This is a genomic window from Paenibacillus mucilaginosus 3016 (genome assembly GCF_000250655.1).
Taxonomy (GTDB): Bacteria; Bacillota; Bacilli; order Paenibacillales; family NBRC-103111; genus Paenibacillus_G; species Paenibacillus_G mucilaginosus.
This window is the reverse complement of the sequence record NC_016935.1, coordinates 3,789,482-3,811,573: the sequence shown is the minus strand read 5'-3', so window position 1 is coordinate 3,811,573 and position 22,092 is coordinate 3,789,482. Positions and strand designations below refer to the sequence as shown.

Below are 22,092 nucleotides of genomic sequence, written 5' to 3'. Positions count from 1 at the left end.
ACCCATTATACCGTGCCGGCGGAGGATTGAGAATGACTGAAAAAAGGTTGAGCAGCTTTCGTCAAGGTAAGTAAGTATACTCGGGACTCGTACGGCTGCAGGGGAAGCACCTCCGGCAGCACGCCGGTATCCGCCAGCTGGGCGGCCGGATTGCCGCTGTCCAGCAGCAGCTGGGCCTTGCAGCCCGCAAGCTCTTCCGGCATGGAGCCGGCCGTGATCAGCTCCGAGAAGCTGCATACCACCAGCAGCGCTTCGTCTCCCTGGCGGCGCAGGTAAGCGAAGATCCGCTCGTCTTCCGGCAGCAGAAGCTCATAGGAGCCGTGAACGGCGACCGGGTACGATTTGCGCAGCGCAATCAGACGGCGGTAGTGGTTCAGGATCGAGTCCTCGTCCCCGATCTGCGCCTGCACGTTGATCTCGGTATAGTTCGGGTTCACCCCGATCCATGGCGTGCCGGTCGTAAAGCCCGCGTTCGCGCTCACATCCCACTGCATCGGCGTACGGGCGTTGTCGCGGCCCTGTGCTTCGACGGCGGCCAGAATCTTCTCCTCGGACCAGCCTTCGGCCGAAGCGTCACGGTGCAGGTTCATGATCTCCACGTCGCGGTAGTCTTCGATCGACGCGAAGCTCACGTTCGTCATCCCGATCTCCTGGCCCTGGTAGATGTACGGCGTGCCCTGCATGAGCATGTAGAGCGTTGCGAGCATTTTGGCCGAGGCGGCATGATGCTCCTTGTCATTGGCAAAGCGGGAGACCGACCGCGGCACGTCGTGATTCTCGAGGAAGAGTGCATTCCAGCCGCGGTTCTCGAGGCCATTTTGCCACCTGCTCAGAATGTCCTTCAGGTCCGTCAGCTTCCAGTCCGGATTGTAGTCCCACTTGCCGCCCGGGCCGTGATCCACCGACATATGCTCGAACTGGAACATCATGTTGAACACGCCGTTCTTCTCGCCCACGAAGTCCTCCGCCTGCTCGAGCTCGACGCCGTTGGCTTCCCCTACGGTCATGATGTCGTACTTGGCAAACGTCTCATCGCGCAGCTCGCGCAGATAATCAAGGATACCCTCCCGGTTGCGGTGGCCCTCCCAGGAAGTGACGTACTTCTTGCCGAGCGGGTTCGGCAGATCCGGCAGCGCCTGGATTTTCTTGATGTGCGTGATGGCGTCCACCCGGAAGCCGTCGATGCCTTTGTCCAGCCACCAGTTGATCATGTCGTAGAGGTCGCGGCGCACCTTCTCGTTCTCCCAGTTCAGGTCCGGCTGTCTCGTCGAGAACAGGTGCATGTAGTACTCGCCCGTCGACTCATCCAGCTGCCATGCCGAGCCGCCGAAGATCGACTCCCAGTTGTTCGGCTCCTCCCCGGTTTTGCCCGGCGGTCTCCAGATGTAGTAATCGCGCTTCGGGTTATCCTTGGAGCTGCGTGATTCCACGAACCACGGGTGCTCGTCGGAGGTATGGTTGATGACGAGGTCCATGATGATCTTGATGCCGCGCTTGTGCGCCTCGGCCAGCAGCTCGTCGAACTGGGCCATCGTGCCGAACTCCTCCATGATGTCGCAGTAGTCGCTGATATCGTAGCCGTTGTCGTCGTTCGGCGATTTGTAGATCGGACAGATCCAGAGAACGTCCACCCCGAGACCCTTGAGGTAATCCAGCTTCGAGAGAATGCCGCTGAGGTCGCCGATCCCGTCCCCGTTGCCGTCCATGAAGCTGCGCGGATAAATTTGGTATACGACGCTTTCTTTCCACCATGTGGTTTTCATCTATATCAGATCTCCTTCGGTTGCGGATTGGTTGAGTCTATGTATCCTCCATGGTACCCCCGGGGAACGGCCGGCAACACCGACAGGATTGACCAAAAGGGTGTCGGAAATTGTTTTATCCCTCCAGCCGCGGCAATAAAGCATGCGTTAGAGCCCAGATGATTGTTCTTAATAAAGAACAAGCGATGATTAGAAATATACGATGATGCATCGAGCCTGGATGAGAACAAAATCAAATCGTAAGAAAAACGGGGCCATTCTTATATCTTAAAGAAAACACCCCGCAGCACACCTAGGTGTACTGCAGGGCCAAAAGCGATCCGGGGGCCGTCTTGACGGGACACCGTACTGTTCGGAGCCACATGGGCAGCCCCTGCGGATTGTCACCTTCCCTCCGTCTTATTCAAACGCATCCATCCCGCCGTATTTCGATATGGCACGGAGCAGGTCCTCATGCACCGGCAGAATGAACTGCGAGGGACCCATATGAAAGATCCCGCTCCGGTTATGCACGTGGGCCTCCTTGACGTAAAAGCGGTAATGCGGCATGCCCTCCTGCATGTAGACCGTTTCGCTGGCGGTGGAGGAGCTTGCGCTGAGCCTCATCGGACGCGAACCGACCGGCACCTCGAAAGGCGTGATCGAGAGGATATCCTGAAGCTTGATATAAAAATTCGCATGGGGCTTCTGGTAGATGAGCTCCTGGGTTGACACCGTCAGCCCGAAGTGCCGCTTCTTGTGGGAAATCTTCAGTTCCCCCTGCATCGACTTGATCTGCATAAAATCATCATTCATCCGGCTTCCCTCCCCTTGGCAAGTCATGGGCGAACGCCTGCATGTGGTACGGGCCTTGGGGCCCAGATGTCTCCCTGACCTTGAAGAGAGCATACCATGTTTCGGAGGGGACACGCCACTTCATGAACTCCCGGGTCCTTAGGAACCTGCTTCCAGGCAGCTTCCTGTGTCCCGAAGCACCGAGGCCGGCACATGCTCCGGCCTGCCCGGGGACCGTACACGAACGGTATGCTTCCTCCCCCGGCTGCCCTACCGGAATCTTGATCCTTCCTGCCTTACAGCAGCGATTCCGCCCCGTCGATGAACAGCTCTGTGCCCGTGATGTGGCTGGAGGCACCGGAGGCGAGGAACGCGACGAGCTCCCCCACCTGCTCGGGCTTGCCCGGACCGTGCTCGAGCGGCATGCTGCCTTCCGGATACTGGACCGGAATCTTGATCTTGCGCAGCTCCGGCGTGGAGTGCGTATTCTCCCCGATATGGGTCGTGATCGCCCCCGGGCAGATCACGTTGACGCGGATCTTGTAGCGGGCGAGCTCGAGCGCCGCCATCTTGGCAAAGGCGACCTGTCCGGCCTTCGACGTGCTGTAGGCGGACATGCCGAAGTTCGAGAACACCCGCGAGCCGTTGATCGAGGAGGTGATGATGATGCTTCCCCCTTTTTCCTTCATATGGGGAATCGCGTACTTCACGCTGAGGAACGTACCCTTGAGGTTCACGAACATCGTATGATCCCAGTCCTCGGGCTTCATATCCTCGATCGGGGTCAGCACGCCGTTGATCCCGGCATTGGCGAACACGATGTCGAGCCGCCCCCACGCCCTGGCCGCCTCGTCGAACGCCCATTGCACCCGCACCGGGTCGGACAGGTCCGCATCCAGGGTGACCGCTTCCGCTTTCATGGCGGCGAGCTCCGCCTTCACCTGCTCCCTCCGCTCGTCCTTGAGGTCCACGAGCACAAGCCTGGCTCCCTGCCGGCCGAGCTCCAAGGCCGCCGCCCGGCCGATGCCGGACCCGGCTCCGGTTACCACGGCCACTTTATCTTTGAGGTCCGGCAGCATCAGGCCCGGCACTTCAATCGTCTGCGTACTCATGATGGAATCGCTCCTTCGGGGAATTCCCGGAGATTTGGATGTACCGGATTATTTTGCCGAAAGCTTCAAAGAATATGTGACAAAAGAAAGACGCGCAGCTCCCTCAGCTAAGGGGAGAAGGCCTGCTTGGCGGAGGTGGGACTTTTGTCCTTACGGCGATTGTGCTACAATATCAAAATCAATCCGCATCACGGGATTTCCACATCATCTGTTCATCGCATCAATCACCGGGAGGCTTCATCTTAACCATGCTCATTATTGGAATCGCCGGGGGAACGGGTTCCGGCAAAACTACGGTAGCCCGCTCGGTTATCGACCGTCTGGGTTCGAAGAAAGTTACTTTTATTTCACAGGACAATTATTATAAAGATCACTCCCATCTTCCGCTGGAAGAACGGGAGACGATCAACTACGACCATCCGCTGGCGTTCGACAACGGCCTGATGCTCGCGAACCTCAAAGCACTGAAGAACGGGGATACCGTTCACGCGCCGGTCTATGACTTCGCCAACCATGCCCGGTTCGCCGACAAGACGGTGGAGCTGCGGCCGAACAAGATCGTGATCATCGAAGGGCTGCATGTGCTGTCGGACGAGCATCTCCGCGAGATTCTCGACATCAAGGTGTTCGTGGACACGGACCCCGACGTCCGCATACTCCGCCGCGTGCTGCGCGACATCAATGAACGGGGGCGCTCGATCCAGTCGGTCTATGACCAGTACCTCGGTACGGTCAAGCCGATGCACGAAGCGTTCATCGAGCCGTCGAAGAAGTACGCCGATCTCATCATTCCGGAGGGCGGCCACAACGAAGTCGGCATCCAGCTTCTCTCGATTCTTACCGAGAAGTACCTGATGGCTTAACGCACTGACACCGGTCTTGGCAAAAGAAAGCTTAAGATCACTCCGGTGCCGCTGTACCCCCCCAAAAAACATCCCCGGCTGTCCTATGACTAGCCGGGGATGTTTTTTTGCTGCCGCTGTTCCGCATATGAAATCCGCTTCGTCCCCGTCCTACTCGACCGCAGGGGCTCCCGCTGCCGGCTCCAGCATCTTCGCTTGGCGCCAATTCCCCCACAGATAGTACATCGAGGAAAGCACGATCCCCACGCCGAAACCGACCGGGAAGCTCCACCAGAGCGCATCCAGCCCGTACGCATGGCCGAGATAATAGGCCAGAGGTACGCGGAAGCACCAGAGGGCCAGGAAGGTGGTCAGCAGAGGGATCATCACCGCTCCCGTCGCCCGGACGACACCGGATACGACGAATGTGATGCCGAAGAGGATGAACGCCCACAGCGTGATGTGATTGATCGTCATCCCGATCGCGATCGCCGCTTCGTCCTGTAAGAACAGCCCGAGTGCCTGCCGGTTGAACAGATAGATCACCCCGACAAGCGTTCCTGTCATGACGAAGTTGAACAGGATGCCCAGCAGCGTCGTCTTGTGCACGCGGTCCCACTTTCCGGCACCCACATTCTGGGCCGCCAGGGTGGACACCGCCCCGCCGATCGCCATCGCCGGCATCTGCACGTAGCTCGAGATCTGCATCGCCGCCCCGAAAGCCGCCGTCGCCACGGAACCGAACGAGTTGACGAGCTGCACGATGGCGATCGCACTGGTCGAGACGATCATCATCTGCAGGCCCATCGGGATGCCCTTCTTCACCAGGGCTCCCACGATCTGCGGATCGAAGCGGAGCAGGTGGCGGTCGGCCGCCGTAAGTCGCAGGAAGTGCTTGCGCCGGTACAGATGCCACACCAGCCCGACGAGCGCAACCAGCTGGGCGATGACGGATGCGAGCGCGGCGCCTGCCGTATCCATCCGGGGCAGCGGCCCGAGGCCGAAGATGAACACCGGATTGAGCACGATATCCAGCACCGTCGAGAGCAGCAGGAAGTAGAACGGCGTCTTGGCATCCCCCGCCCCGCGCAGAATCATCATGACGAAGTTATAGAAGAACATGAACGGCACGCCGAGAAAAATGATCCGAAGGTAGGCCGCCGCATACGGCATGGCGTCCGCCGGAGTGCTCATGCCCCGGAGGATCGCTTCCGAGAACAGCATGCCAACCGCTGTGATCACGATCGACAGCGAGGTAAAAAAGAGCGCGCTCGTGCCGACGACCCGCTTCGCCTTCGCTTCATCCCCCGCCCCGACGCTCTGTCCGATCAGAATCGTCGAAGCCATCCCGATCCCGAACACGAGACTGAGCAGAAAAAACATGATGTTGTTCGCATTGGAGGTCGCCGCGAAAGCGCTCTCCCCCAGATAATTGCCAACCCAGATCGAATTGATCGTTCCGTTCAGCGACTGGAGCACATTGCCCATCAGCACCGGCAGCGCGAACAGCAGCAGATTACGGCCGATCGGCCCCTCGGTAAGGTTGGCCTTGGCCGGCATTTCCTTTGCCATCAACTTCCCTCCCCCGTTATTGCGAACACTGCAGGCGCCCAGCAAGGCCTCCCGCCCGGCCGTCTCTGTAAAGATTTCATCATGAAACGTTTTAATCCTAAAATTATAACGCTGAAACAGCGTCCCTGACAAATCCGGCCATGCTTCCAGAACGGATGGACTCTCTCCCAACGAAAAAAGCCCCCTCCGCACGGGAGGCCACTGAAAAAGTCCGTCTTAAAAAAGCACAGCCCTTCAAGAAAATTGAAGAGGCTGTGCTTTTTTTGACGTATAATGGAGTCATCTCGAAAAGCGGGTGAGACGGATGATTCAACAACAACAAAGCTTGGTTCTGAGCCCTTACGCGGCTCTGTATGATATCGTCGTGCCGAAGGACAACATGCTCCGTCAAATCAACGAACTGGTGAACTTCACTTTTATCTTTGAAGAACTGCAGACAAAATATTGTTTGGACAACGGACGTAACGCCATTGACCCCATCAGAATGTTTAAATATTTGTTGCTGAAAGCCATCTTTGAACTATCTGACGTAGATATTGTCGAGCGTTCTAAGTATGACCTGTCGTTTAAGTATTTCCTGGGCATGGCACCGGAGGATCCGGTCATCGACCCGAGTTCTCTGACAAAATTCCGCAAACTGCGGCTCAAAGACATCAACTTATTGGACATGCTCATTGGTAAGACGGTAGACCTCGCTATCGAACTGAAAATCCTGAAGAGCAACTCCATAATCGTCGACGCTACGCATACAAAAGCGCGCTACAATCAGAAGTCGCCGCTAGAAATTCTGCGAGACCGTGCACGAAAGCTGCGAAAGTCCGTTTACACGATGGATGAATCGCTCAAAGCCAAAATGCCCGCAAAGAACACGAGCGACGTACTCGAAGACGAAATCGAGTATTGTCAAAAGCTTGTGACCTTCATCGAGTTGGAATCCGGGATCGCGCAAGTACCAAAGGTTTTGAATCCGTTACACCTGCTGAAGGAAACGGTGGAGGATGACATCGAACAGCTTCGTCTAACGGCGGATCCGGATGCTCGAGTGGGACATAAAAGCGCCGATTCTGCATTCTTTGGATATAAAACTCATCTGGCCATGACGGAGGAGCGCATCATAACGGCAGCTGTCATTACAACAGGCGAGAAGAATGACGGCAAGCAGCTGCAGACGCTCATCGAAAAAAGCAATGCAGCAGGAATGCAAGTTAAGACCGTCATTGGCGATACCGCCTACTCCGAGAAGGATAATATTTTGTACACAACGAACAATGAGATTGAACTTGTAGCAAAACTCAATCCGCTGATCACGCAAGGCAGCCGTAAGAAAGAAGAGGAATTTCTATTCAACAAAGATGCCGGCATGTACGTATGCCCGGCTGGTCACATGGCGACTCGAAAGGCCCGGCAAGGCAAAAAAGGCGTCGGTAAAAACCAACAGGATACCTATTATTTTGACGTAGAGATCTGCAAGAGCTGTCCGCTCAAGGAGGGCTGTTACAAAGAAGGCGCCAAGAGTAAAACTTATTCCGTAACGATTAAATCTGATGAACACGCGGAACAGATGGCGTTCCAGGAAACGGAATATTTCAAGGCGAAATCCAAAGAGCGCTACAAGATCGAAGCGAAAAACAGCGAACTCAAACATAGACACGGGTATGATGTTGCCACATCTTCGGGTCTGATTGGCATAGAAATGCAAGGTGCAATGGCCATATTCGCTGTAAATCTTAAGCGTATACTGAAGCTGGTAGATTGAAAAAAACGTATCGAGCAGACCAATTTTAAGCCTATAAAAAAGCCATCTGACCCTAAAAATGGGGGTAGATGGCTTTTTTATGACTTATACGAGGCTCCTGAGGAAAAAGCGTAAGTTCTTCAGTGGCCTCCCGCACGGAGGAAGCTTTGAGTGGACGCTTTTGCGATGAGCTTTGTGATAAAGCTTAGGATGAAAGTTCTTTCGGCTGAAGCTTGGAGTTAAGTCCGGCCAGTGAACAGGTCTTGGCACGACGCCCAAGCCCTGATACCCTGCCGGCCCCGGGGCCCGCCGCTGCTATCTTCGCAGCTTATTCCCCCTGGCCGCCCCCGCCGCTGCCGCCGGACGAAGCCGCCTGCCCGGAAGCGGCCCCTTGGCCCGCCCGCTGGGTCAGCCCCTTCATCAGCGCCTCGACATCGATGCCGCTGACGCTTTTCAGCATCTCGGGGGCCGTCGCCATCAGCTGGGTCACGTAGTTGCTGACGCGGGCTGCGCCCTCTCCATGGCCTGTATCGACAACGGTCAGCTTGTCGATCGCGGCGATCGGCGAAGCCACCCGCCCGGCGAGCTCCGGCAGCATCTTCACGATGATGTCGAGCACGGCCGCTTCGCCGAACTTCTCGAACGCCTCGGCGAGCTTCTGCTTCGCTTCCGCCTCGGCGAGACCGCGCAGCCGGATGACCTCGGCTTCGGCGGTACCCTTGGCCCGCTCGGCGTCCGCCACCGCCAGGCCCTCGAGCCGCTTCTGCTCCGCATTCGCCTTCGCTTCCGCTTCGATGCGGTACTGCCTTGCATCCGCTTCGGCGATCTGCCTCGCCTTGTCGGCTTCCGCCGCCTGGACGACCGCATAGCGGTCGGCATCCGCCTTCTTCTTGACCTCGGCGTCATACTGCTTCTCGCGCCGCAGGATCTCCTTTGTCTCGAGGTCGATCTCCCGCTCCTTGCGCACGAGCTCAACGCGCATCTGTTCTTCGACCACGCTCTGCTTGGCACGTGCTTCCTGGATATGGTACGCCTGGTCCGCTTCGGCCCGGGCCATGTCCTGGTCCTTTTTGAACGAGGCGACCTTGAGCTCCTTCTCCTTGGACGCTTCGGCGATATTCGTGTCGCGCAGCAGCTCCGCCTTCTGGCCCTCTTCCTCGGCCTGCGCCTTCTGGATCCGGGCGTCCCGCACGGCCTGGGCCTCGGCAATCTCGGCGTCCCGCTTCACCGCGGCAATCCGCGGCTTGCCGAGCGCCTCGAGATAGCCCTGTTTGTCGCGCACGTCCTTGATCGTGAAGGAGACGATCTGCAGCCCCATCTTCTTGAGATCCTTGGCTGCGACGCCCTGCACCTCCTGGGCGAAGCGGTCCCGGTTGCGGTATACTTCCTCGACAGTCATCGTCCCGAGAATCGCCCGCAGGTGACCTTCGAGCACCTCTTGGGCTTCGGCCCTCAGCGCCTCCGTCGGCTTGCCCATGAACTGCTCCGCCGCCGTGGCGACATCTTCAACGGACCCGCCGATCTTGATGATCGCGACCCCGTCGGCGAGCACCGGCACGCCCTGCTCGGTGTACACCTCCGGCGTTGAGATGTCGAGTTTATGCGACAGGAGGGAGAGGAACTCCGCCTGCTGGAACACCGGCAGGATGAAGGAGCCGCCTCCCCGGACGATCTTGATCTTGCGGCCCGTATCGTCCGTCAGCACGTGCTTCGTGCCGAGGAACGAACCCGTAACGATCATGGCTTCGTCGGGGGACACCGTTTTGTACCGGGCCCAAAAAGCGAGCCCCAGCACCACAATCACCCCGACGACGACCGCAGGCACCAACAGCGCATCCATTCCCATTCCATCACTCCTTGTTTAGATTGAATTTCAGCTGCATCCGTACGTTGAAGCCGGGAGGAAGTGAAAAAGAGGGCTATGGTTCGAGTCCCGGCTCATCCGTATCGAGTGCAGTCACCATCAGCACGCCGGAGATCACTTCCACAGTGACCACGCGCTTGCCCCACGGGATCTCACTCCCGTCGTAGCTCTCCGCAATCTGGTTCGTGAGACCGCCGCCGATCCGCAGCACCACTTCCCCGCTGCCGGCCGAAGGAATCGGCACCGTCACTTCCCCGATCCGCCCCACGAGCTCCTCCATGGAGAAGCCCAGCGACTGCTCTGTGTTCGCCATAGGCTTGATATAGAGCAGATAGATCAGGACACACAAGAACACCGCAGCCAGCAGGCTCAGCCCGAGGACCATCCCGGCCGTGAAGGCCGTATACTTCGTCAGCAGGATACCGGCACCGCCCAGCACCGTAATGCCGCTGAACAGCACCATCGGCTGCAGTGCATGCAGCATATCGCCCGACATCCAGTCGAACATCCCGTGCAGAGCGCCGCCGAGCAGATCCCCGAAGAGTACGGTGACCAGAGCGAAGAGCATGCCTGTCAGGAGCAGGCCCCAGTACACTTCCAGCATCGCGACTCACCTCCTTGAGCATATACCGTTCCCGGCAGTTCGGCCCGGTTATGGCGGGATACGCGGACCGCTTCCAGCTTTCCGTTCTTCGGCTGCAAGCCGTAAAAGGATTCCATAGGTTAATACGGGATAAATAGTAATAAAGTTGCATAATTACCTATAGAATCCAAATTTTTGCCTAAAAGATGGCAAAAAGCTCGCAAAAAAAGCGGCAGCCCCGCTTTTCCGGGCTGTCGCTCTTTTCATAGGAACGATGTCCACTGCTCCCCAAGCCAAATGAAGCTGAAGCTATACCCCGTGCATACTCCCCGCTGCCTCGCGTCCGGCATTCCTATCAGCCGCTCACCGGCGGCATAATCGGCAGCCGCCCTCCCGCACCAGCGTCGCACCGGCTGCCGCCTCCTACTTGCGCCGCAGTGCCAGCATCTGGTACACCTCGCGGGAATCTCCCTTCAGCGCAGCCTGGCTGTTGCGCATCTGCGACGATCCGTCGCCGTCGAGAAAGATGCCGTCCACCAGCTGCCCCGGCGCGATAACCTCGAGCACCGCCGACCGGAATTCCGGCACCGTGCAGGGCTCCCCCGACACGAGCAGCCACAGGTTGTTCTGCTTGTCGTAGACGGCTCCGGAGCGCAGTCTCGCTTCGCCGAAGGCCGGCATATCCTCCTTCCTGGCCTGCTCCGCCCACTTCGCACCTGCGCCGAGCGCCATGCTGACGCCGCCCTGAGCCCAGTACCGGCTGCGGTCGGTGACCTGCAGCTGGTTCGCTCCTTCCACCACCTGCACGGAGAAAGCACCGGCCGCTTCATCCCAGACCAGCGTCCCCTTGGGGTAGTCGATATTCGTCCAGCCGGAGCCGTATTCATGCGGCACGCCGCGGATCGGCTTATCGTTCATGACGGCGATGCTGAGCAGATCCCCGTTCCAGAAGAAGCCTCCGTTGATCCCGAACTCCTCCGTGTTCGTCACGTTCGAGCGGATAGGCTTCAGCTCGATGTTGTCCGGTGATGTTCTCATGGCGTGCAGCTTCACCCCGCCGGCGGACTTGTAGGTCGAGTAGGTGTAGTGGCGGGAAGGATTATGGAACAGCGCGGTCTCGCTGAAGGCCGCCACCGCAAGCGACAGGATGAGGCCGAGCAGGAATCCGAGCACCAGCAGCTGTCCCCTGCGTCCCTTGAGGACAGGCAGCCGGTTTTTGAGTACGATGAACATCGATATAGCCTCCTTCGAAGACGGAAACCTCCGTATGCCGGCTGTGCGGCCCGTGAATCTTATACTCTATCTCTATGAAACTCCCGGACGGTTTATGATCATAGAGTTCAGGTTCTGTCTCGGTGAAACGGCAGGACTGGCATCCTCCTCCCGCTTGGAGTACTATAGTGAAATATACAAGAGGACGGAGTGCTGCAAGCCTTCCGGGTCTCAAGAGAAGCAAACGAGGTGTTGACCATGCAAGACGTCGTCGTGATCGGCGCAGGCCCCTGCGGCTTATCGGCCGCACTGGAGCTGCAGCGGCGGGGGCTGAAGCCCATCATCATCGAAAAGGAGTGCGTCGTCCGCTCCATCTACCTGTATCCTACCTATATGACCTTCTTCAGCACTCCCGAGCTGCTGGAGATCGGCGGCTATCCCTTCTCGACGCCGAACGAGAAGCCGACCCGTCTGGAGGCCCTGACGTACTACCGGACCGTCGCCCAGCGCAGCGGCATTGAGATCCGGCCGTATCAGACGGTGACCGGGATCACGCCCCTGGCCGGAGGCGGCTTCGAGCTTACGGTCCAGACGCGCTCCGGCGCTGTACATACTGTCCGAACCCGTTACACGGTCGTGGCGACCGGGTACTTCGACCATCCGAATCTGCTCGGCATTCCCGGCGAGGAGCTGCCGAAGGTCACCCACTACTACCGGGAGGCCCATCCTTACAGCGGGACGCGGACCGTGGTCATCGGCGGCAGCAACTCGGCGATCGACGCCGCGATGGACCTGCTCAAGGTCGGGGCCGAGGTGACGGTGGTTTACCGGGGCGAGACATATTCCCCTTCCATCAAGCCGTGGGTCCTCCCGATCTTCGAGAGCATGGTGAACAAAGGCCGGATCCGGATGCTCTTCGGCTCACGGGTCACCGCCATCTCGGAGGGAGCCGTAACGGTGAGCGGCAGGGAAGGCAGCCTCGAGCTGCCGAACGATTTCGTGCTGGCCCTCACGGGCTTCCGCCCGGACCGCGCCCTGCTGACCGGTGCCGGTGCGGCTCTGCGGGACTCCGACGGCTGCCCCGAGCACGACCCGGAGACCATGGAGACGACGGTCCCCGGACTGTTCATTGCGGGCGTCGCCGCTTCCGGCTCCAACGCGAATGAAGTGTTCATCGAGACCGGGCGCCTGCACGGCAGACGGATCGCGGAGTATCTGGTTCCCGGCCACGAGTGAATGGCGCGGGGTCTCCGCTTAGCCATCTCCGGTACTGTCGTGATATCCCGGAGTATCTGATTCCATACAAAACGGGCCGGAGAGATGCTGCTCGCCGGCCTGTTTCTTCATGTGGAAATGATGTTCAATCGGTATAAGTTCCTGTTAAAAGATGAGCTCCTTCTCGCGCTGCGTCAGCCGGCGTCCTGCGATATCAATGACGAGCTTTCCGCCGGACAGGCCCCAGATGCGCGAGCCGTACTTCTCGGCAAGCTCGATCTGGTGCAGCGAGCAGAATACAAGCAGCTTGTGCTTGCGGCAGATGCTCTGCAGGTCTTCCATCACGCGGCTGGCCGCCTCGGGATCCAGTCCCGATACCGGCTCGTCCGCGAAGATGACGCGGGCCCCTTTGATCATGGCCTTGCAGACCGCCACCCGCTGCTTCTCCCCGCCGCTCAGCTTCTCCACCGGCTCATGCGCCTTATCGAGCAGGCCTACCCGGTCCAGGTAGTCCATGGCCTCCAGATGGTCGTCCTCCGAGACCGTGCCGGTAAGAAAGCGCACCCATGACTTGCGGAAAAGCAGCGCGCTCAGCACGTTCTTCAGCGCGGATTTTTTGGGATTGAGCTTCGGCTTCTCTTCGAGATACGCCCACTGCTTGCGCAGCTTGAGCTTCTCGCTGAAGCCGGCCTTCGTAATGTCGTTCCCCTCATAAATATACTGTCCCTCGTCCCACTTCTCCTGAAGCATCAGGCAGCGGAACAGGGTTGTCTTCCCGCTCCCGCTGGCTCCAAGCAGCGTGACCAGCTCCCCTTCGTCGGCCTGGAAGCTCAGCCGCTGCAGCACGCGCGAATCCGGCGGAAAGCTCTTGCTTAAGTTGCGTACGATGATCATGCGCCAAGCTCCTTCTTATGTAAGCGATGCCTGTCCGGTCTCCGGCTCTCCGCGCCGAAGCCCCGCATCTTTTCTTTTACTATACCAAACCCCCCACATAAAAACCACAATTCGGCACATCCTATTGAAGTCTTGGACTACCTATTCGAAGAGGAGGTGCCGACATGAAACATCAACTGGTGAAGCTGGTCTGCGAGCAGGCCGGGATTACGGAGGGCCAGGCGGACGAAGCGGTGGAGGCGGTCGTCGGGTATTTCCGGACCCGTCTTCCGGCCGAGCTTGCCGAGGAGCTGCATAACCTGGCGCAGGGTCACAACAGCGACGTCAACGAGGAATAGAACTTTCTCAGGCTCCATAAGGTTCCATAAAAAAGCGGCAGCGGTGATTCCGGGAGTGCAGCGGACTTCGGGGATTGCCGCTATCGTTCCGTTAGAGTACGGCCTGAGCGATAATAGTTCATACTCCGGCTGGCGGGCCATTTCACATAGAGGGCGTGAAGCCTGCGAAGCGCCAAGAACCGCCGGGCGGAATGCCGGGCGGCCGGGACAGGAAGGTGTTCGCCTGTCCGCATCGATTACTGCGGGTTCGTTTCCTTCTGGATCTCATTCAGGCTCGGAGGGCGGTTCGCCGCTTTGTCCGCATGCATGATCGCTTCCTCTTCGGTGAATTTGTTCTCCTTGAAATTCGGATTATTCCTTGTGTTCGCCTTGGCACTGTCCACCATGGTACGCTCACCTCCACTTCCGCTAATATTCCGCTCCCATCCTTCTTCTATTCCGCCTGCTAAAAGATGTCACAAAATTTTTATAACTCTTCGACAGGGATTTACAAAAATTACAAACGCGATAGACTATAATAAGTCTCGGGAAAACGTAGGCTATGTAGAATTGGGGTAAGATGAAAATGGAAGAACAGGAACTCAAACGCCACTTGGAGCAGATGCAGCATCAGCTCTACAGGCTGGTGGAACAAATAGGCAGCTTTGTCGATCCCCAAGTGGTCGAGTTGAGCCAAGAGATCGATGACGTGGTGCTGGGCATCCAGCGGCTGCGCATGAAGGAAAAAGTCGAATAAAAACGAGGCCATTTTTTTCTAAAAAATGCGCCTCTTTTTTTATTCTTCGCTTGCTAAATGTTACATGGTATGTTATATTAAAACCAAGGAAAATCAAGGGTTTTCCTTACAACCGCCCCCCAAAACTCTCAATTTTTTTTCGATACAAAACCTTGGCCAACACCATTCAGAAGGAGCGATGCGATCATGAATCATGAAGTTCGCGAATCCCAAGAGAAGAAGATTTCCGTTGAGCTTACGCTGAACGAGGCCCTGGCCCTGACCGGTACCCGCTTCCCTCAGAATCACCAGCTGGAAGTCGATGCGATGCACAAGATCAAGAAGCAGCTCGAAGAACAGATCATTGACGCCCGCCGTAACCTGCAGTAATCTTTGGAAGCTCTGCCCGTAACTAGAATGCGGCAGGAAGACTGAGAATTCATATGAAATGGAACGCCCCAAGGCCCGAGGGTTTATTCCCGAAGGCCTTTTTTGTTTGCGTTTTCATACATTCCTTTCATAAGTTCCCCCCGCTTTGCAACGCTCGCCTCCTTTGCCCTATAATGAAGGGATAGGTATGAGATCAGGAAGGACGGAACCCCCTATGAAAGAACGCATCCAATCCACCATCGACTCCCACGCCGGCGAGCTGACCGGCCTATCCCGCTATATCGGGGACCATCCCGAGCTTGGAAACGAGGAATGGAAAGCCTCCGCCCGTCTGGTGGAAGCGCTGAAGAACAGCGGCTTCGAAGTACAGACCCCCGTGCTCGATCTGCCGACGGCTTTCCTCGGTACCTACCGCGCAGCCAAGCCCGGCCCGACGGTAGCCTTCCTGTGCGAGTACGACGCCCTGCCGGAGATCGGACACGCCTGCGGGCACCATCTCATCTGCGTGATGGGCCTCGGCGCGGCTATCGGTCTGAAAAGCGTCATTGACGAGATCGGCGGCGAGATCCGGGTCTACGGCACCCCGGCTGAGGAAACCAAGGGCGCCAAGGTGACGATGTCCGCCGCCGGCCTGTTCGATGACGTGGACGTGGCCCTGATGGCCCACCCTTACTATGCCTACGAGAAATCCGGCGAATCCCTCGCCATGGATGCCCTCCGCTTCGAGTATACCGGCAAGGCCGCTCACGCCGCTGCAAGCCCGTATGAAGGCGTGAATGCGCTGGATGCCGTTCTGCTGCTCTTCCAGTCGATCGGCGCCCTGAGACAGCAGCTGCGCAGCCATGCGCGCATTCACGGCATCATCACGCACGGCGGCAAGGCGCCGAATATCATACCGGACTATGCCGCGGCCGAGTTCTACATCCGCTCCGCGAACCGTCCCTATACCGATGAGGTCGTTCAAAAGGTGCTGCGCTGTGCGGAAGGAGCCGCGCTGCAAACCGGAGCCGCGCTCAAGTGGTCCAATTATGAGTATTCTTATGACGAGCTGAATACGAACGAAGCGCTGTCCGCGGCGTTCACGGCCAACCTGACCGCCATGGGCGTGCCGGAGAGCGAGATCGGAACAGGCCAGGACCACGGGTCTCTCGACCTTGGCAATGTGTCGCGCCACTGTCCGGCGATCCACCCGTACATCAAGGTGGTAGACGAGCGGCACCTGCTGCACACGGTGGAATTCCGCGACCTGGCCATGCAGCCGCGCGCTTTCGAGGGGATGCTGCTCGGAGCCAAGGTGCTCGCGCAGACCGCCTATGACGTCATCACCGACCCCGCCCTGCTCTCCGCGATCCGGGAAGAGTTCGCCCGGAAGGTCAAAGGATCGGTGCACACCGGATAATCATCGGGCGCCCTTGCGTGTTCGACTGCCCGGGTGGCTGCCGGGGGGCATCGGATATCCCTTCGCCCCTCTATCACGCTGCAGCAAAAAAAGCCTCACGGTCTCTCTTCGGAGACATCGTGAGGCTTTGCTGTTTCTTACAGCACCTTGCGCAAAAAATCCTGGGTCCGCGGATGCTGCGGGTTCGCGAAGACCTCCGCCGGCTTCCCCTGCTCGACGATCTTCCCGCCGTCCATGAAGATCAGGCGTGTGCCGACTTCGCGGGCGAAGCCCATCTCATGGGTGACGACGACCATCGTCATCCCCTCGGCCGCAAGCTCCTTCATGACGTCGAGCACCTCGCCGACCATCTCCGGGTCCAGCGCTGAGGTCGGCTCGTCGAAGAGCATGACGTCCGGCGACATGGCCAGCGCGCGGGCAATGGCGATCCGCTGCTTCTGGCCACCGGAGAGCTGGCCCGGGAAGCTGTCGGCCTTGTCGGCCAGGCCGATCCGGCGGAGCAGGTCCCTTGCCACCTTGTCCGCCTGCTCGCCGTTCAGCTTCCTCAGCTTGAGCGGCGCCAGGGTAATGTTCTTGAGCACAGTCATGTGCGGGAACAGGTTGAACTGCTGGAACACCATCCCCATCCGCTGGCGGAGCCGGTTGATGTCCTGCTTTCCCTTCAGCAGCGAGATGCCGTCGAACTCGATATCCCCGCCGGTCGGCTGCTCGAGCAGATTCAGGCAGCGGAGGAACGTACTCTTGCCCGAGCCGCTCGGCCCGATGACGACAACCACTTCGCCCTTCGCGATCTCGATATCGATTCCGTTGAGAACCTTGTTGGAGCCATAGGCTTTCTCCAGTCCTTTGACGTTAATCAATGGGTCTTCATCCTCCTTTCGGCCACGCCGAGCAGCTTCGACAGCGTGAAGGTGATGATAAAGTAGATGATTGCGACGACGATCAGGGGCTCGAAGGCCTGGTACGTATTCCCCTTGATCGTATCGGCTTTGTACATCAGCTCGCCGATCCCGATGACCGAGACGATCGAAGATTCCTTAATGACAACGATAAACTCGTTGCCCAGCGCAGGCAGAATGTTGCGCAGCGCCTGCGGAAGAATGATATTCCACATCGTCATGGCATGGGTGAGGCCGAGGGAGCGGCCGGCTTCCATCTGGCCTTTGTCAATAGCCTGAATACCTGCACGGAAAACCTCGGCCACATAGGCGGAGGAGTTGATGGAGAGCGCCAGAATCGCCGCCATCATATCCGGGAAGTTCGATCCGAGGAACGGCACTTCCGGGAATTCCACACCCGCCATCGGCAGACCGTAGTAGAACAGATACACCTGCACAAGCACCGGCGTCCCCCGGATGAACTCCACATAGGCGGAACCGAAGAATTTCAGAGGCCAGATGCTGGAGAGCCTCATCAGGGCGATGAGCACCCCGAGAATGACACCGAAGATCACTGTAAACAAAGAGAGGATGAGCGTGACCCTTGCTCCCTCAATAAAAAAGCCATAGTACTGCGGCAAAAACGAAAAATCCACCGATTCCCCCCCTTTCCTTGGTTAACTGCATATTGACAAGCAAAAACCCGACTGGGGCGCTTCTGCACAAAAGAGACTTCAAGGATTGTGCAGCGTGTCCCGCCGGGTCCTGCTTTATATCCGGTAAGCGAAGATTATTGCTCCACCAGTGCGTTGGCTTCCGTAACGAACTTGTCGATGGACTTATCGGAGATCAGACGGTCCAGCGTCTTGTTCATCGCTTCCACCAGATCCGCGCTGCCCTTCTTTACGGCAATGGCCGAGCCGCTGTCTTCGGTCGTCAGCTTGATATCGGCATAGACGAGATCCGGGTTCTTCTGGAGGAACGCATCCGCTACCGGCTGCTCCACCACAAGCGCTTCGATCTTCTTCGTCTTCATCTCCATAATCAGGTCGGTGATCTTGCCGATCGCCTTCACTTCAGAGCCCGGCATCTGCTCTTTCACGATCGTCTCCTGGGTGGCTCCCTTCTGGGCGCCTACCTTCTGGCCTTTCAGCGAATCGACCGTCGTGTACTTCGCCTTATCGTCCGCACGCACCACTACCCGCTGAACGGCGGTATAGTAGATTTTCGTGAAGTCAACGGATTTCTGGCGCTCCGGAGTCGGCGTCATGCCGGAGATAATGAAATCGATGTTGCCTGCTTCAAGCGCCGGCAGAAGGCCTTCGAACTTCATGTCCTTCATCTCAAGCGTAACGCCGAGGTCCTTGGCAATCTCCTTGGCGATTTCGATATCGAAGCCCACGATCTGGTCTTTCTTATCGATCTCTTTGTGGAATTCATAAGGAGGATAGTCCGCGCTCGTCCCCACAATAATTTTCCCCGCTTTTTTGATTGCATCCAGCTTCGATGCCTGGGTGGCCGCTGCCGGCTGTTCGCCGGAGCCTGCGTTACCCGACGTCTGCTCTGCCGGCTTCGTGCCGCAGGCGCTGACGAGAAGCGCCAAACTCATAATGACAGATAATACCATCTTGTTTTTATACACAGGTCAATTCCCCTTTCTCTCAATGAACTTCCACATTATATAATAGAGGGTAATAGTTTGACAATAACCCCTGCTTTTCGACACCGGCCAACCCCGCATAAATCGGCTCCGGCTGTCACAAAATAACACTCGTGCGTTGACCGGGCATACCGGAAACCTCCCGTACCATCGCCGCTGCGCCATTATGACTACCCAAGGAGGTAACCCGACTGGAAGCCAAAAAGACTTGGGATCTTGTCGCCGTATCATCCATACCGCTCATCATGACGCTTGGCAATTCCATGCTGATTCCGACGCTTCCATTGATGAAGCGGGAGCTGGCGGTCACCTCCTTTCAGATCTCGCTGATCATTACGCTGTACTCCGTTGTGGCCATTGTCCTGATTCCGATTGCAGGGTACATGTCGGACCGGTTCGGGCGTAAGAAAATCATCATCCCGAGCCTGTTCATCGCAGCCGTAGGAGGACTCCTGTGCGGGACGGCCCACTGGTTCGCCGGAGCCTACACGTTCGCTGTCATCCTGATTGGCCGGTGCATTCAGGGAATCGGCGCTGCGGGAGGACTCCCGATCGTGCTTCCCCTGGTCGGGGACATGTTCAAGAAGGAAGAGGATGTGAGCAAGGGACTCGGGGTCGTCGAGACATCGAATACGTTCGGCAAGGTGCTCAGTCCCATCGCGGGCTCTCTGCTCGCCTTGCTGTCCTGGTATGCGGTCTTTTTGTCCATTCCGGTCTTGTGCCTGATCTCCATCCTGCTCGTTGCCTTCCTGGTCAAGGTTCCTCCGGCAGCCGAGGATAAGGAGAAACCAAAGTTTTCAGCATTTTTGCATTCTTTGGTAAATATTGCCAAAGAAAAAGGCCGCTGGCTCGGTGCGATCTTCTTGATCGGGATTATCGGCATGTTCGTGCTCTTTGCCGTCCTGTTCTATCTGTCCACATTGCTGGAGGAGCTGTATGGCATTGACGGGGTGCCCAAAGGCGGCCTGCTCGCCGTTCCCCTCTCCGCCTTGTGCCTGGCTTCTTACCTGACGGGCAAATGGATCGGCGAGGACAAGCCGCGAATGAAATGGGTAACGGTCATCGGTCTCACGATCCTGACCGCATCCATGCTCTTCATGGCTTGGTTCGGTATCACGACGCTGTGGCTGCTGCTCCTCGTCGTCGGTATCGGAGGCATCGGCATCGGTACCGCCCTGCCTTGTCTGGACGCCCTGATTACCGAGGGCATAGACAAGGAACAGCGCGGCACGGTTTCCTCGGTCTACAGCTCCATGCGGTTCATCGGCGTAGCCGCAGGCCCGCCGCTGATGTCGATCGGCATGAAGTGGCCGACGGCAGCCCTATTCTATTCGCTGGCGGGCGTCTCGATTCTGGGGGTGCTCACCGCACTGTTCGCCATCCGGCCGAAGCAGAAGGGGCCGAAGGCATCGGGCGGATCCAAACAAGCAAAGGAGCAGACCGAAACCATCGCCGTCTTCAAGCCGGCGGGCGTCCGGGACATGCCGGGCAACATCAAAGGGACTGCACCCGAGTCGTGAAGCTTGGGGCAGTCCCTTTTTGCTTGTTATTTTCTTCGTTTACTGTGCCTGGACCGTATGGCGTCTTCCCCATCCCGGCCCCTTTACTTCATCGATCTCCCGAAGCTCCTCCTCAGACAAGGCTTCACCGAGCTTTGCCGTGGAATCCAGAATATGCTTCGCCTGGGACGCCCCCAGAATCGCCGAGGTCACGCCCGTACGCCCGACGACCCAGTTCAGCGCCAGCTGGGCAAGCGTCCAGCCTCTGCGCTGAGCGATGGCACCGAGCCCTTCCACGATCTCGAAGTGGCGTTCCTCTTCGAGCAGGGACTGCAGCCGCTTCTCGCCGGCGGCACCGCGCGAGCCCTCCGGCGGGGTCTGCCCATAGGCGTACTTGCCGGTCAGCAGCCCGCGGCCGAGCGGACTGTACACGATGACGCCTACCCCCTCGGAGCCCGCAAAGGGCAGCAGCTCCTGCTCGATCCCGCGGTTGATCAGGCTGTATTCCGGCTGAACGCTCTCGTAGCGGTGCAGGCCGTGAAGAGCGGAGAGGCCGTGGGCCTTGGCGAGCTGCCAGGCGGCATAATTCGAGGCGCCGATATAGCGTACTTTGCCTTGGCGTACCAGATCGTCCAGCGCGCGCAGCGTTTCCTCCAAGGGCGTTTCTTCATCGAACCGGTGAACCTGGTACAGGTCGATGTAGTCCGTCTTCAGCCGCTTCAGGGAATTCTCCACGGCCCGGTAGATGTGATACCGGCTCTGGCCCGCATCATTCGGTCCCAGCCCCACCCGGCCATGCACTTTGGTCGCCAGGACGACTCCTTCGCGCCTTGCGCCCAGCAGGCGTCCGAGGATGGTCTCGGATTCCCCCGTCTCCAGCGGATTCCCCTTGTCCATGCCCGAACCGTACACATCGGCCGTGTCGATCAGGTTGATCCCCGCGTCGAGGGCCGTGTCCAGCACATCTGCGGACTGCTTCTCGTCAATCCACCGGCCGAAGGCCATCGTTCCCAGACTCACATTGGATACTTTGAGCCCTGTTCGGCCCAGTCTGCGGTAAGTGATGCTCATCGTCCATCCCTCTTTTCTTATGTATGGACCCCCCGTTCTGCAGCGGCGGGTTGTCCCTGATCCTTACTTATATGCAGCAGGCTCCGCCTTCCGAAGAGCAGCCTGCCCGCAGCTCAGACTGCACCGTGTCACCGCTGACTCCCGCGAGACTGCCGGCCTCAAGCGCATCCCGGAATGCCACGCTGATGGACGGATGCACCGTCCTGACAACCTTGCAGCGTCCCTTCACCTCCCGAAGGAGCTGCGCTCTCTCCGATGGCGTCAGTGTCCCATGAAGGGCGGCACGGAAGGTGACGCGGAAGATCGCCCCCTCCGCATCCGTTTCCTCTTCGGCCTCTATGCTTACGCTCTCGAGAGCATAGCCCTTCTCCCGGGCGATGCCCTTCAGCGTCCCCGCCGCGCAGCCGGACAGGCCGATCAGCCACAGCTCGGTCGGGCGGAAGCCGCCGCCGTCCCCGCCCCGCTCCACCGGCTGGTCCAGCACCACGCTGTGCCCGCCGGCGGTTCCAAGAAGCTGCTTGCGCTCCAGCGGCGCTACTTGAATGTTCATAGGAAACCTCCTTATATCGGGAAAGT

At 58.3% G+C, this 22,092-nt stretch carries 22 protein-coding genes; 8 read left to right on the top strand and 14 right to left on the bottom strand.

Annotation, left to right across the window (positions count from 1 at the left end; genetic code table 11):
• Positions 1 to 5: 5 nt before the first annotated feature.
• From PM3016_RS16470 to PM3016_RS16460, 3 genes are all read right to left on the bottom strand, one after another.
• The gene (locus PM3016_RS16470; protein WP_014370194.1) at positions 6 to 1,763 is read right to left on the bottom strand and encodes a glycoside hydrolase family 13 protein; all 1,758 of its coding nucleotides are present in this window, start codon (positions 1,761 to 1,763) and stop codon (positions 6 to 8) included.
• Between the two features lie 399 nt (positions 1,764 to 2,162).
• The gene (locus PM3016_RS16465; RefSeq protein ID WP_014370193.1) at positions 2,163 to 2,558 is read right to left on the bottom strand and encodes a hypothetical protein; all 396 of its coding nucleotides are present in this window, start codon (positions 2,556 to 2,558) and stop codon (positions 2,163 to 2,165) included.
• A gap of 275 nt (positions 2,559 to 2,833) precedes the next feature.
• Positions 2,834 to 3,649: an SDR family oxidoreductase gene (locus tag PM3016_RS16460; RefSeq protein WP_014370192.1), complete on the bottom strand. Its 816-nt coding sequence runs from the start codon at positions 3,647 to 3,649 to the stop codon at positions 2,834 to 2,836.
• A gap of 248 nt (positions 3,650 to 3,897) precedes the next feature.
• Here PM3016_RS16460 and udk point away from each other — a divergent pair, with 248 nt between their 5' ends.
• Complete coding sequence (gene udk / locus PM3016_RS16455; protein ID WP_013916810.1) at positions 3,898 to 4,512, top strand: uridine kinase; 615 nt, start codon at positions 3,898 to 3,900, stop codon at positions 4,510 to 4,512.
• Between the two features lie 150 nt (positions 4,513 to 4,662).
• Here udk and PM3016_RS16450 read toward each other — a convergent pair whose 3' ends face one another.
• The gene (locus PM3016_RS16450; RefSeq protein ID WP_014650984.1) at positions 4,663 to 6,063 is read right to left on the bottom strand and encodes an MATE family efflux transporter; all 1,401 of its coding nucleotides are present in this window, start codon (positions 6,061 to 6,063) and stop codon (positions 4,663 to 4,665) included.
• 304 nt (positions 6,064 to 6,367) lie between these two features.
• Here PM3016_RS16450 and PM3016_RS16445 point away from each other — a divergent pair, with 304 nt between their 5' ends.
• Entirely contained in the window at positions 6,368 to 7,819 is a 1,452-nt protein-coding gene (locus PM3016_RS16445) for an IS1182 family transposase (RefSeq protein ID WP_014370190.1), read from the top strand.
• Between the two features lie 307 nt (positions 7,820 to 8,126).
• Here the strand turns inward: PM3016_RS16445 and PM3016_RS16440 are convergent, their stop codons facing one another.
• The 3 genes from PM3016_RS16440 to PM3016_RS16430 all read right to left on the bottom strand — a co-directional run bounded on the left by PM3016_RS16440 (position 8,127) and on the right by PM3016_RS16430 (position 11,478).
• Positions 8,127 to 9,644 carry a flotillin family protein gene (locus tag PM3016_RS16440; protein WP_014370189.1) on the bottom strand — a complete coding sequence of 506 codons (1,518 nt, stop codon included), beginning with the start codon at positions 9,642 to 9,644 and terminating at the stop codon, positions 8,127 to 8,129.
• A 73-nt stretch (positions 9,645 to 9,717) separates the two neighbouring features.
• Positions 9,718 to 10,266: an NfeD family membrane protein gene (locus PM3016_RS16435; protein ID WP_014370188.1), complete on the bottom strand. Its 549-nt coding sequence runs from the start codon at positions 10,264 to 10,266 to the stop codon at positions 9,718 to 9,720.
• A gap of 402 nt (positions 10,267 to 10,668) precedes the next feature.
• Positions 10,669 to 11,478, bottom strand: a complete 810-nt coding sequence (locus PM3016_RS16430; protein WP_014370187.1) for a hypothetical protein — start codon at positions 11,476 to 11,478, stop codon at positions 10,669 to 10,671.
• Positions 11,479 to 11,715: 237 nt separating this feature from the next.
• Here PM3016_RS16430 and PM3016_RS16425 point away from each other — a divergent pair, with 237 nt between their 5' ends.
• Complete coding sequence (locus PM3016_RS16425) at positions 11,716 to 12,693, top strand: YpdA family putative bacillithiol disulfide reductase (RefSeq protein ID WP_014370186.1); 978 nt, start codon at positions 11,716 to 11,718, stop codon at positions 12,691 to 12,693.
• 144 nt (positions 12,694 to 12,837) lie between these two features.
• Here PM3016_RS16425 and PM3016_RS16420 read toward each other — a convergent pair whose 3' ends face one another.
• Positions 12,838 to 13,566: a phosphonate ABC transporter ATP-binding protein gene (locus PM3016_RS16420; protein ID WP_013916804.1), complete on the bottom strand. Its 729-nt coding sequence runs from the start codon at positions 13,564 to 13,566 to the stop codon at positions 12,838 to 12,840.
• A 164-nt stretch (positions 13,567 to 13,730) separates the two neighbouring features.
• Here PM3016_RS16420 and PM3016_RS38695 point away from each other — a divergent pair, with 164 nt between their 5' ends.
• Positions 13,731 to 13,904 (top strand): hypothetical protein, encoded by a 174-nt coding sequence (locus PM3016_RS38695; protein ID WP_013916802.1) that lies wholly within the window; start codon positions 13,731 to 13,733, stop codon positions 13,902 to 13,904.
• 236 nt (positions 13,905 to 14,140) lie between these two features.
• On the opposite strand, the gene PM3016_RS38690 is transcribed toward PM3016_RS38695, so the two are convergent.
• Positions 14,141 to 14,290 (bottom strand): hypothetical protein, encoded by a 150-nt coding sequence (locus PM3016_RS38690; protein ID WP_013916801.1) that lies wholly within the window; start codon positions 14,288 to 14,290, stop codon positions 14,141 to 14,143.
• Positions 14,291 to 14,463: 173 nt separating this feature from the next.
• Here PM3016_RS38690 and PM3016_RS37385 point away from each other — a divergent pair, with 173 nt between their 5' ends.
• The 3 genes from PM3016_RS37385 to PM3016_RS16410 all read left to right on the top strand — a co-directional run bounded on the left by PM3016_RS37385 (position 14,464) and on the right by PM3016_RS16410 (position 16,408).
• Positions 14,464 to 14,640 carry a Spo0E family sporulation regulatory protein-aspartic acid phosphatase gene (locus PM3016_RS37385; protein WP_013916800.1) on the top strand — a complete coding sequence of 59 codons (177 nt, stop codon included), beginning with the start codon at positions 14,464 to 14,466 and terminating at the stop codon, positions 14,638 to 14,640.
• Positions 14,641 to 14,826: 186 nt separating this feature from the next.
• Positions 14,827 to 15,009 (top strand): hypothetical protein, encoded by a 183-nt coding sequence (locus PM3016_RS16415; RefSeq protein ID WP_013916799.1) that lies wholly within the window; start codon positions 14,827 to 14,829, stop codon positions 15,007 to 15,009.
• Positions 15,010 to 15,223: 214 nt separating this feature from the next.
• Positions 15,224 to 16,408: a M20 family metallopeptidase gene (locus PM3016_RS16410; protein WP_014370184.1), complete on the top strand. Its 1,185-nt coding sequence runs from the start codon at positions 15,224 to 15,226 to the stop codon at positions 16,406 to 16,408.
• A 137-nt stretch (positions 16,409 to 16,545) separates the two neighbouring features.
• Here PM3016_RS16410 and PM3016_RS16405 read toward each other — a convergent pair whose 3' ends face one another.
• The 3 genes from PM3016_RS16405 to PM3016_RS16395 all read right to left on the bottom strand — a co-directional run bounded on the left by PM3016_RS16405 (position 16,546) and on the right by PM3016_RS16395 (position 18,928).
• The gene (locus PM3016_RS16405; protein WP_013916797.1) at positions 16,546 to 17,268 is read right to left on the bottom strand and encodes an amino acid ABC transporter ATP-binding protein; all 723 of its coding nucleotides are present in this window, start codon (positions 17,266 to 17,268) and stop codon (positions 16,546 to 16,548) included.
• Complete coding sequence (locus PM3016_RS16400; protein ID WP_014370183.1) at positions 17,265 to 17,942, bottom strand: amino acid ABC transporter permease; 678 nt, start codon at positions 17,940 to 17,942, stop codon at positions 17,265 to 17,267. Before PM3016_RS16400 ends, PM3016_RS16405 begins: the two co-directional genes overlap by 4 nt.
• 134 nt (positions 17,943 to 18,076) lie before the next feature.
• A complete protein-coding gene (locus PM3016_RS16395) occupies positions 18,077 to 18,928 on the bottom strand; it encodes an ABC transporter substrate-binding protein (protein ID WP_014370182.1) in 852 nt (283 codons plus the stop codon).
• 263 nt (positions 18,929 to 19,191) lie between these two features.
• On the opposite strand from PM3016_RS16395, the gene PM3016_RS16390 reads away from it, so the two are divergent.
• Positions 19,192 to 20,466 carry an MFS transporter gene (locus tag PM3016_RS16390; protein WP_013916794.1) on the top strand — a complete coding sequence of 425 codons (1,275 nt, stop codon included), beginning with the start codon at positions 19,192 to 19,194 and terminating at the stop codon, positions 20,464 to 20,466.
• A gap of 39 nt (positions 20,467 to 20,505) precedes the next feature.
• Here the strand turns inward: PM3016_RS16390 and PM3016_RS16385 are convergent, their stop codons facing one another.
• Together PM3016_RS16385 and PM3016_RS16380 are read right to left on the bottom strand one after the other, a co-directional pair.
• Positions 20,506 to 21,516 carry an aldo/keto reductase gene (locus PM3016_RS16385; protein WP_014370181.1) on the bottom strand — a complete coding sequence of 337 codons (1,011 nt, stop codon included), beginning with the start codon at positions 21,514 to 21,516 and terminating at the stop codon, positions 20,506 to 20,508.
• Positions 21,517 to 21,583: 67 nt separating this feature from the next.
• Positions 21,584 to 22,066: an OsmC family protein gene (locus PM3016_RS16380; RefSeq protein ID WP_014370180.1), complete on the bottom strand. Its 483-nt coding sequence runs from the start codon at positions 22,064 to 22,066 to the stop codon at positions 21,584 to 21,586.
• Between the last annotated feature and the right edge of the window lie 26 nt (positions 22,067 to 22,092).

Bases quoted from the DNA above. Each gene is read 5' to 3' on its own strand.
- PM3016_RS16470 (WP_014370194.1), bottom strand. From the start codon at position 1,763: ATGAAAACCACATGGTGGAAAGAAAGCGTCGTATACCAAATTTATCCG.
- PM3016_RS16465 (WP_014370193.1), bottom strand. From the start codon at position 2,558: ATGAATGATGATTTTATGCAGATCAAGTCGATGCAGGGGGAACTGAAG.
- PM3016_RS16460 (WP_014370192.1), bottom strand. From the start codon at position 3,649: ATGAGTACGCAGACGATTGAAGTGCCGGGCCTGATGCTGCCGGACCTC.
- udk (WP_013916810.1), top strand. From the start codon at position 3,898: ATGCTCATTATTGGAATCGCCGGGGGAACGGGTTCCGGCAAAACTACG.
- PM3016_RS16450 (WP_014650984.1), bottom strand. From the start codon at position 6,063: ATGGCAAAGGAAATGCCGGCCAAGGCCAACCTTACCGAGGGGCCGATC.
- PM3016_RS16445 (WP_014370190.1), top strand. From the start codon at position 6,368: ATGATTCAACAACAACAAAGCTTGGTTCTGAGCCCTTACGCGGCTCTG.
- PM3016_RS16440 (WP_014370189.1), bottom strand. From the start codon at position 9,644: ATGGGAATGGATGCGCTGTTGGTGCCTGCGGTCGTCGTCGGGGTGATT.
- PM3016_RS16435 (WP_014370188.1), bottom strand. From the start codon at position 10,266: ATGCTGGAAGTGTACTGGGGCCTGCTCCTGACAGGCATGCTCTTCGCT.
- PM3016_RS16430 (WP_014370187.1), bottom strand. From the start codon at position 11,478: ATGTTCATCGTACTCAAAAACCGGCTGCCTGTCCTCAAGGGACGCAGG.
- PM3016_RS16425 (WP_014370186.1), top strand. From the start codon at position 11,716: ATGCAAGACGTCGTCGTGATCGGCGCAGGCCCCTGCGGCTTATCGGCC.
- PM3016_RS16420 (WP_013916804.1), bottom strand. From the start codon at position 13,566: ATGATCATCGTACGCAACTTAAGCAAGAGCTTTCCGCCGGATTCGCGC.
- PM3016_RS38695 (WP_013916802.1), top strand. From the start codon at position 13,731: ATGAAACATCAACTGGTGAAGCTGGTCTGCGAGCAGGCCGGGATTACG.
- PM3016_RS38690 (WP_013916801.1), bottom strand. From the start codon at position 14,290: ATGGTGGACAGTGCCAAGGCGAACACAAGGAATAATCCGAATTTCAAG.
- PM3016_RS37385 (WP_013916800.1), top strand. From the start codon at position 14,464: ATGAAAATGGAAGAACAGGAACTCAAACGCCACTTGGAGCAGATGCAG.
- PM3016_RS16415 (WP_013916799.1), top strand. From the start codon at position 14,827: ATGAATCATGAAGTTCGCGAATCCCAAGAGAAGAAGATTTCCGTTGAG.
- PM3016_RS16410 (WP_014370184.1), top strand. From the start codon at position 15,224: ATGAAAGAACGCATCCAATCCACCATCGACTCCCACGCCGGCGAGCTG.
- PM3016_RS16390 (WP_013916794.1), top strand. From the start codon at position 19,192: ATGACGCTTGGCAATTCCATGCTGATTCCGACGCTTCCATTGATGAAG.
- PM3016_RS16385 (WP_014370181.1), bottom strand. From the start codon at position 21,516: ATGAGCATCACTTACCGCAGACTGGGCCGAACAGGGCTCAAAGTATCC.
- PM3016_RS16380 (WP_014370180.1), bottom strand. From the start codon at position 22,066: ATGAACATTCAAGTAGCGCCGCTGGAGCGCAAGCAGCTTCTTGGAACC.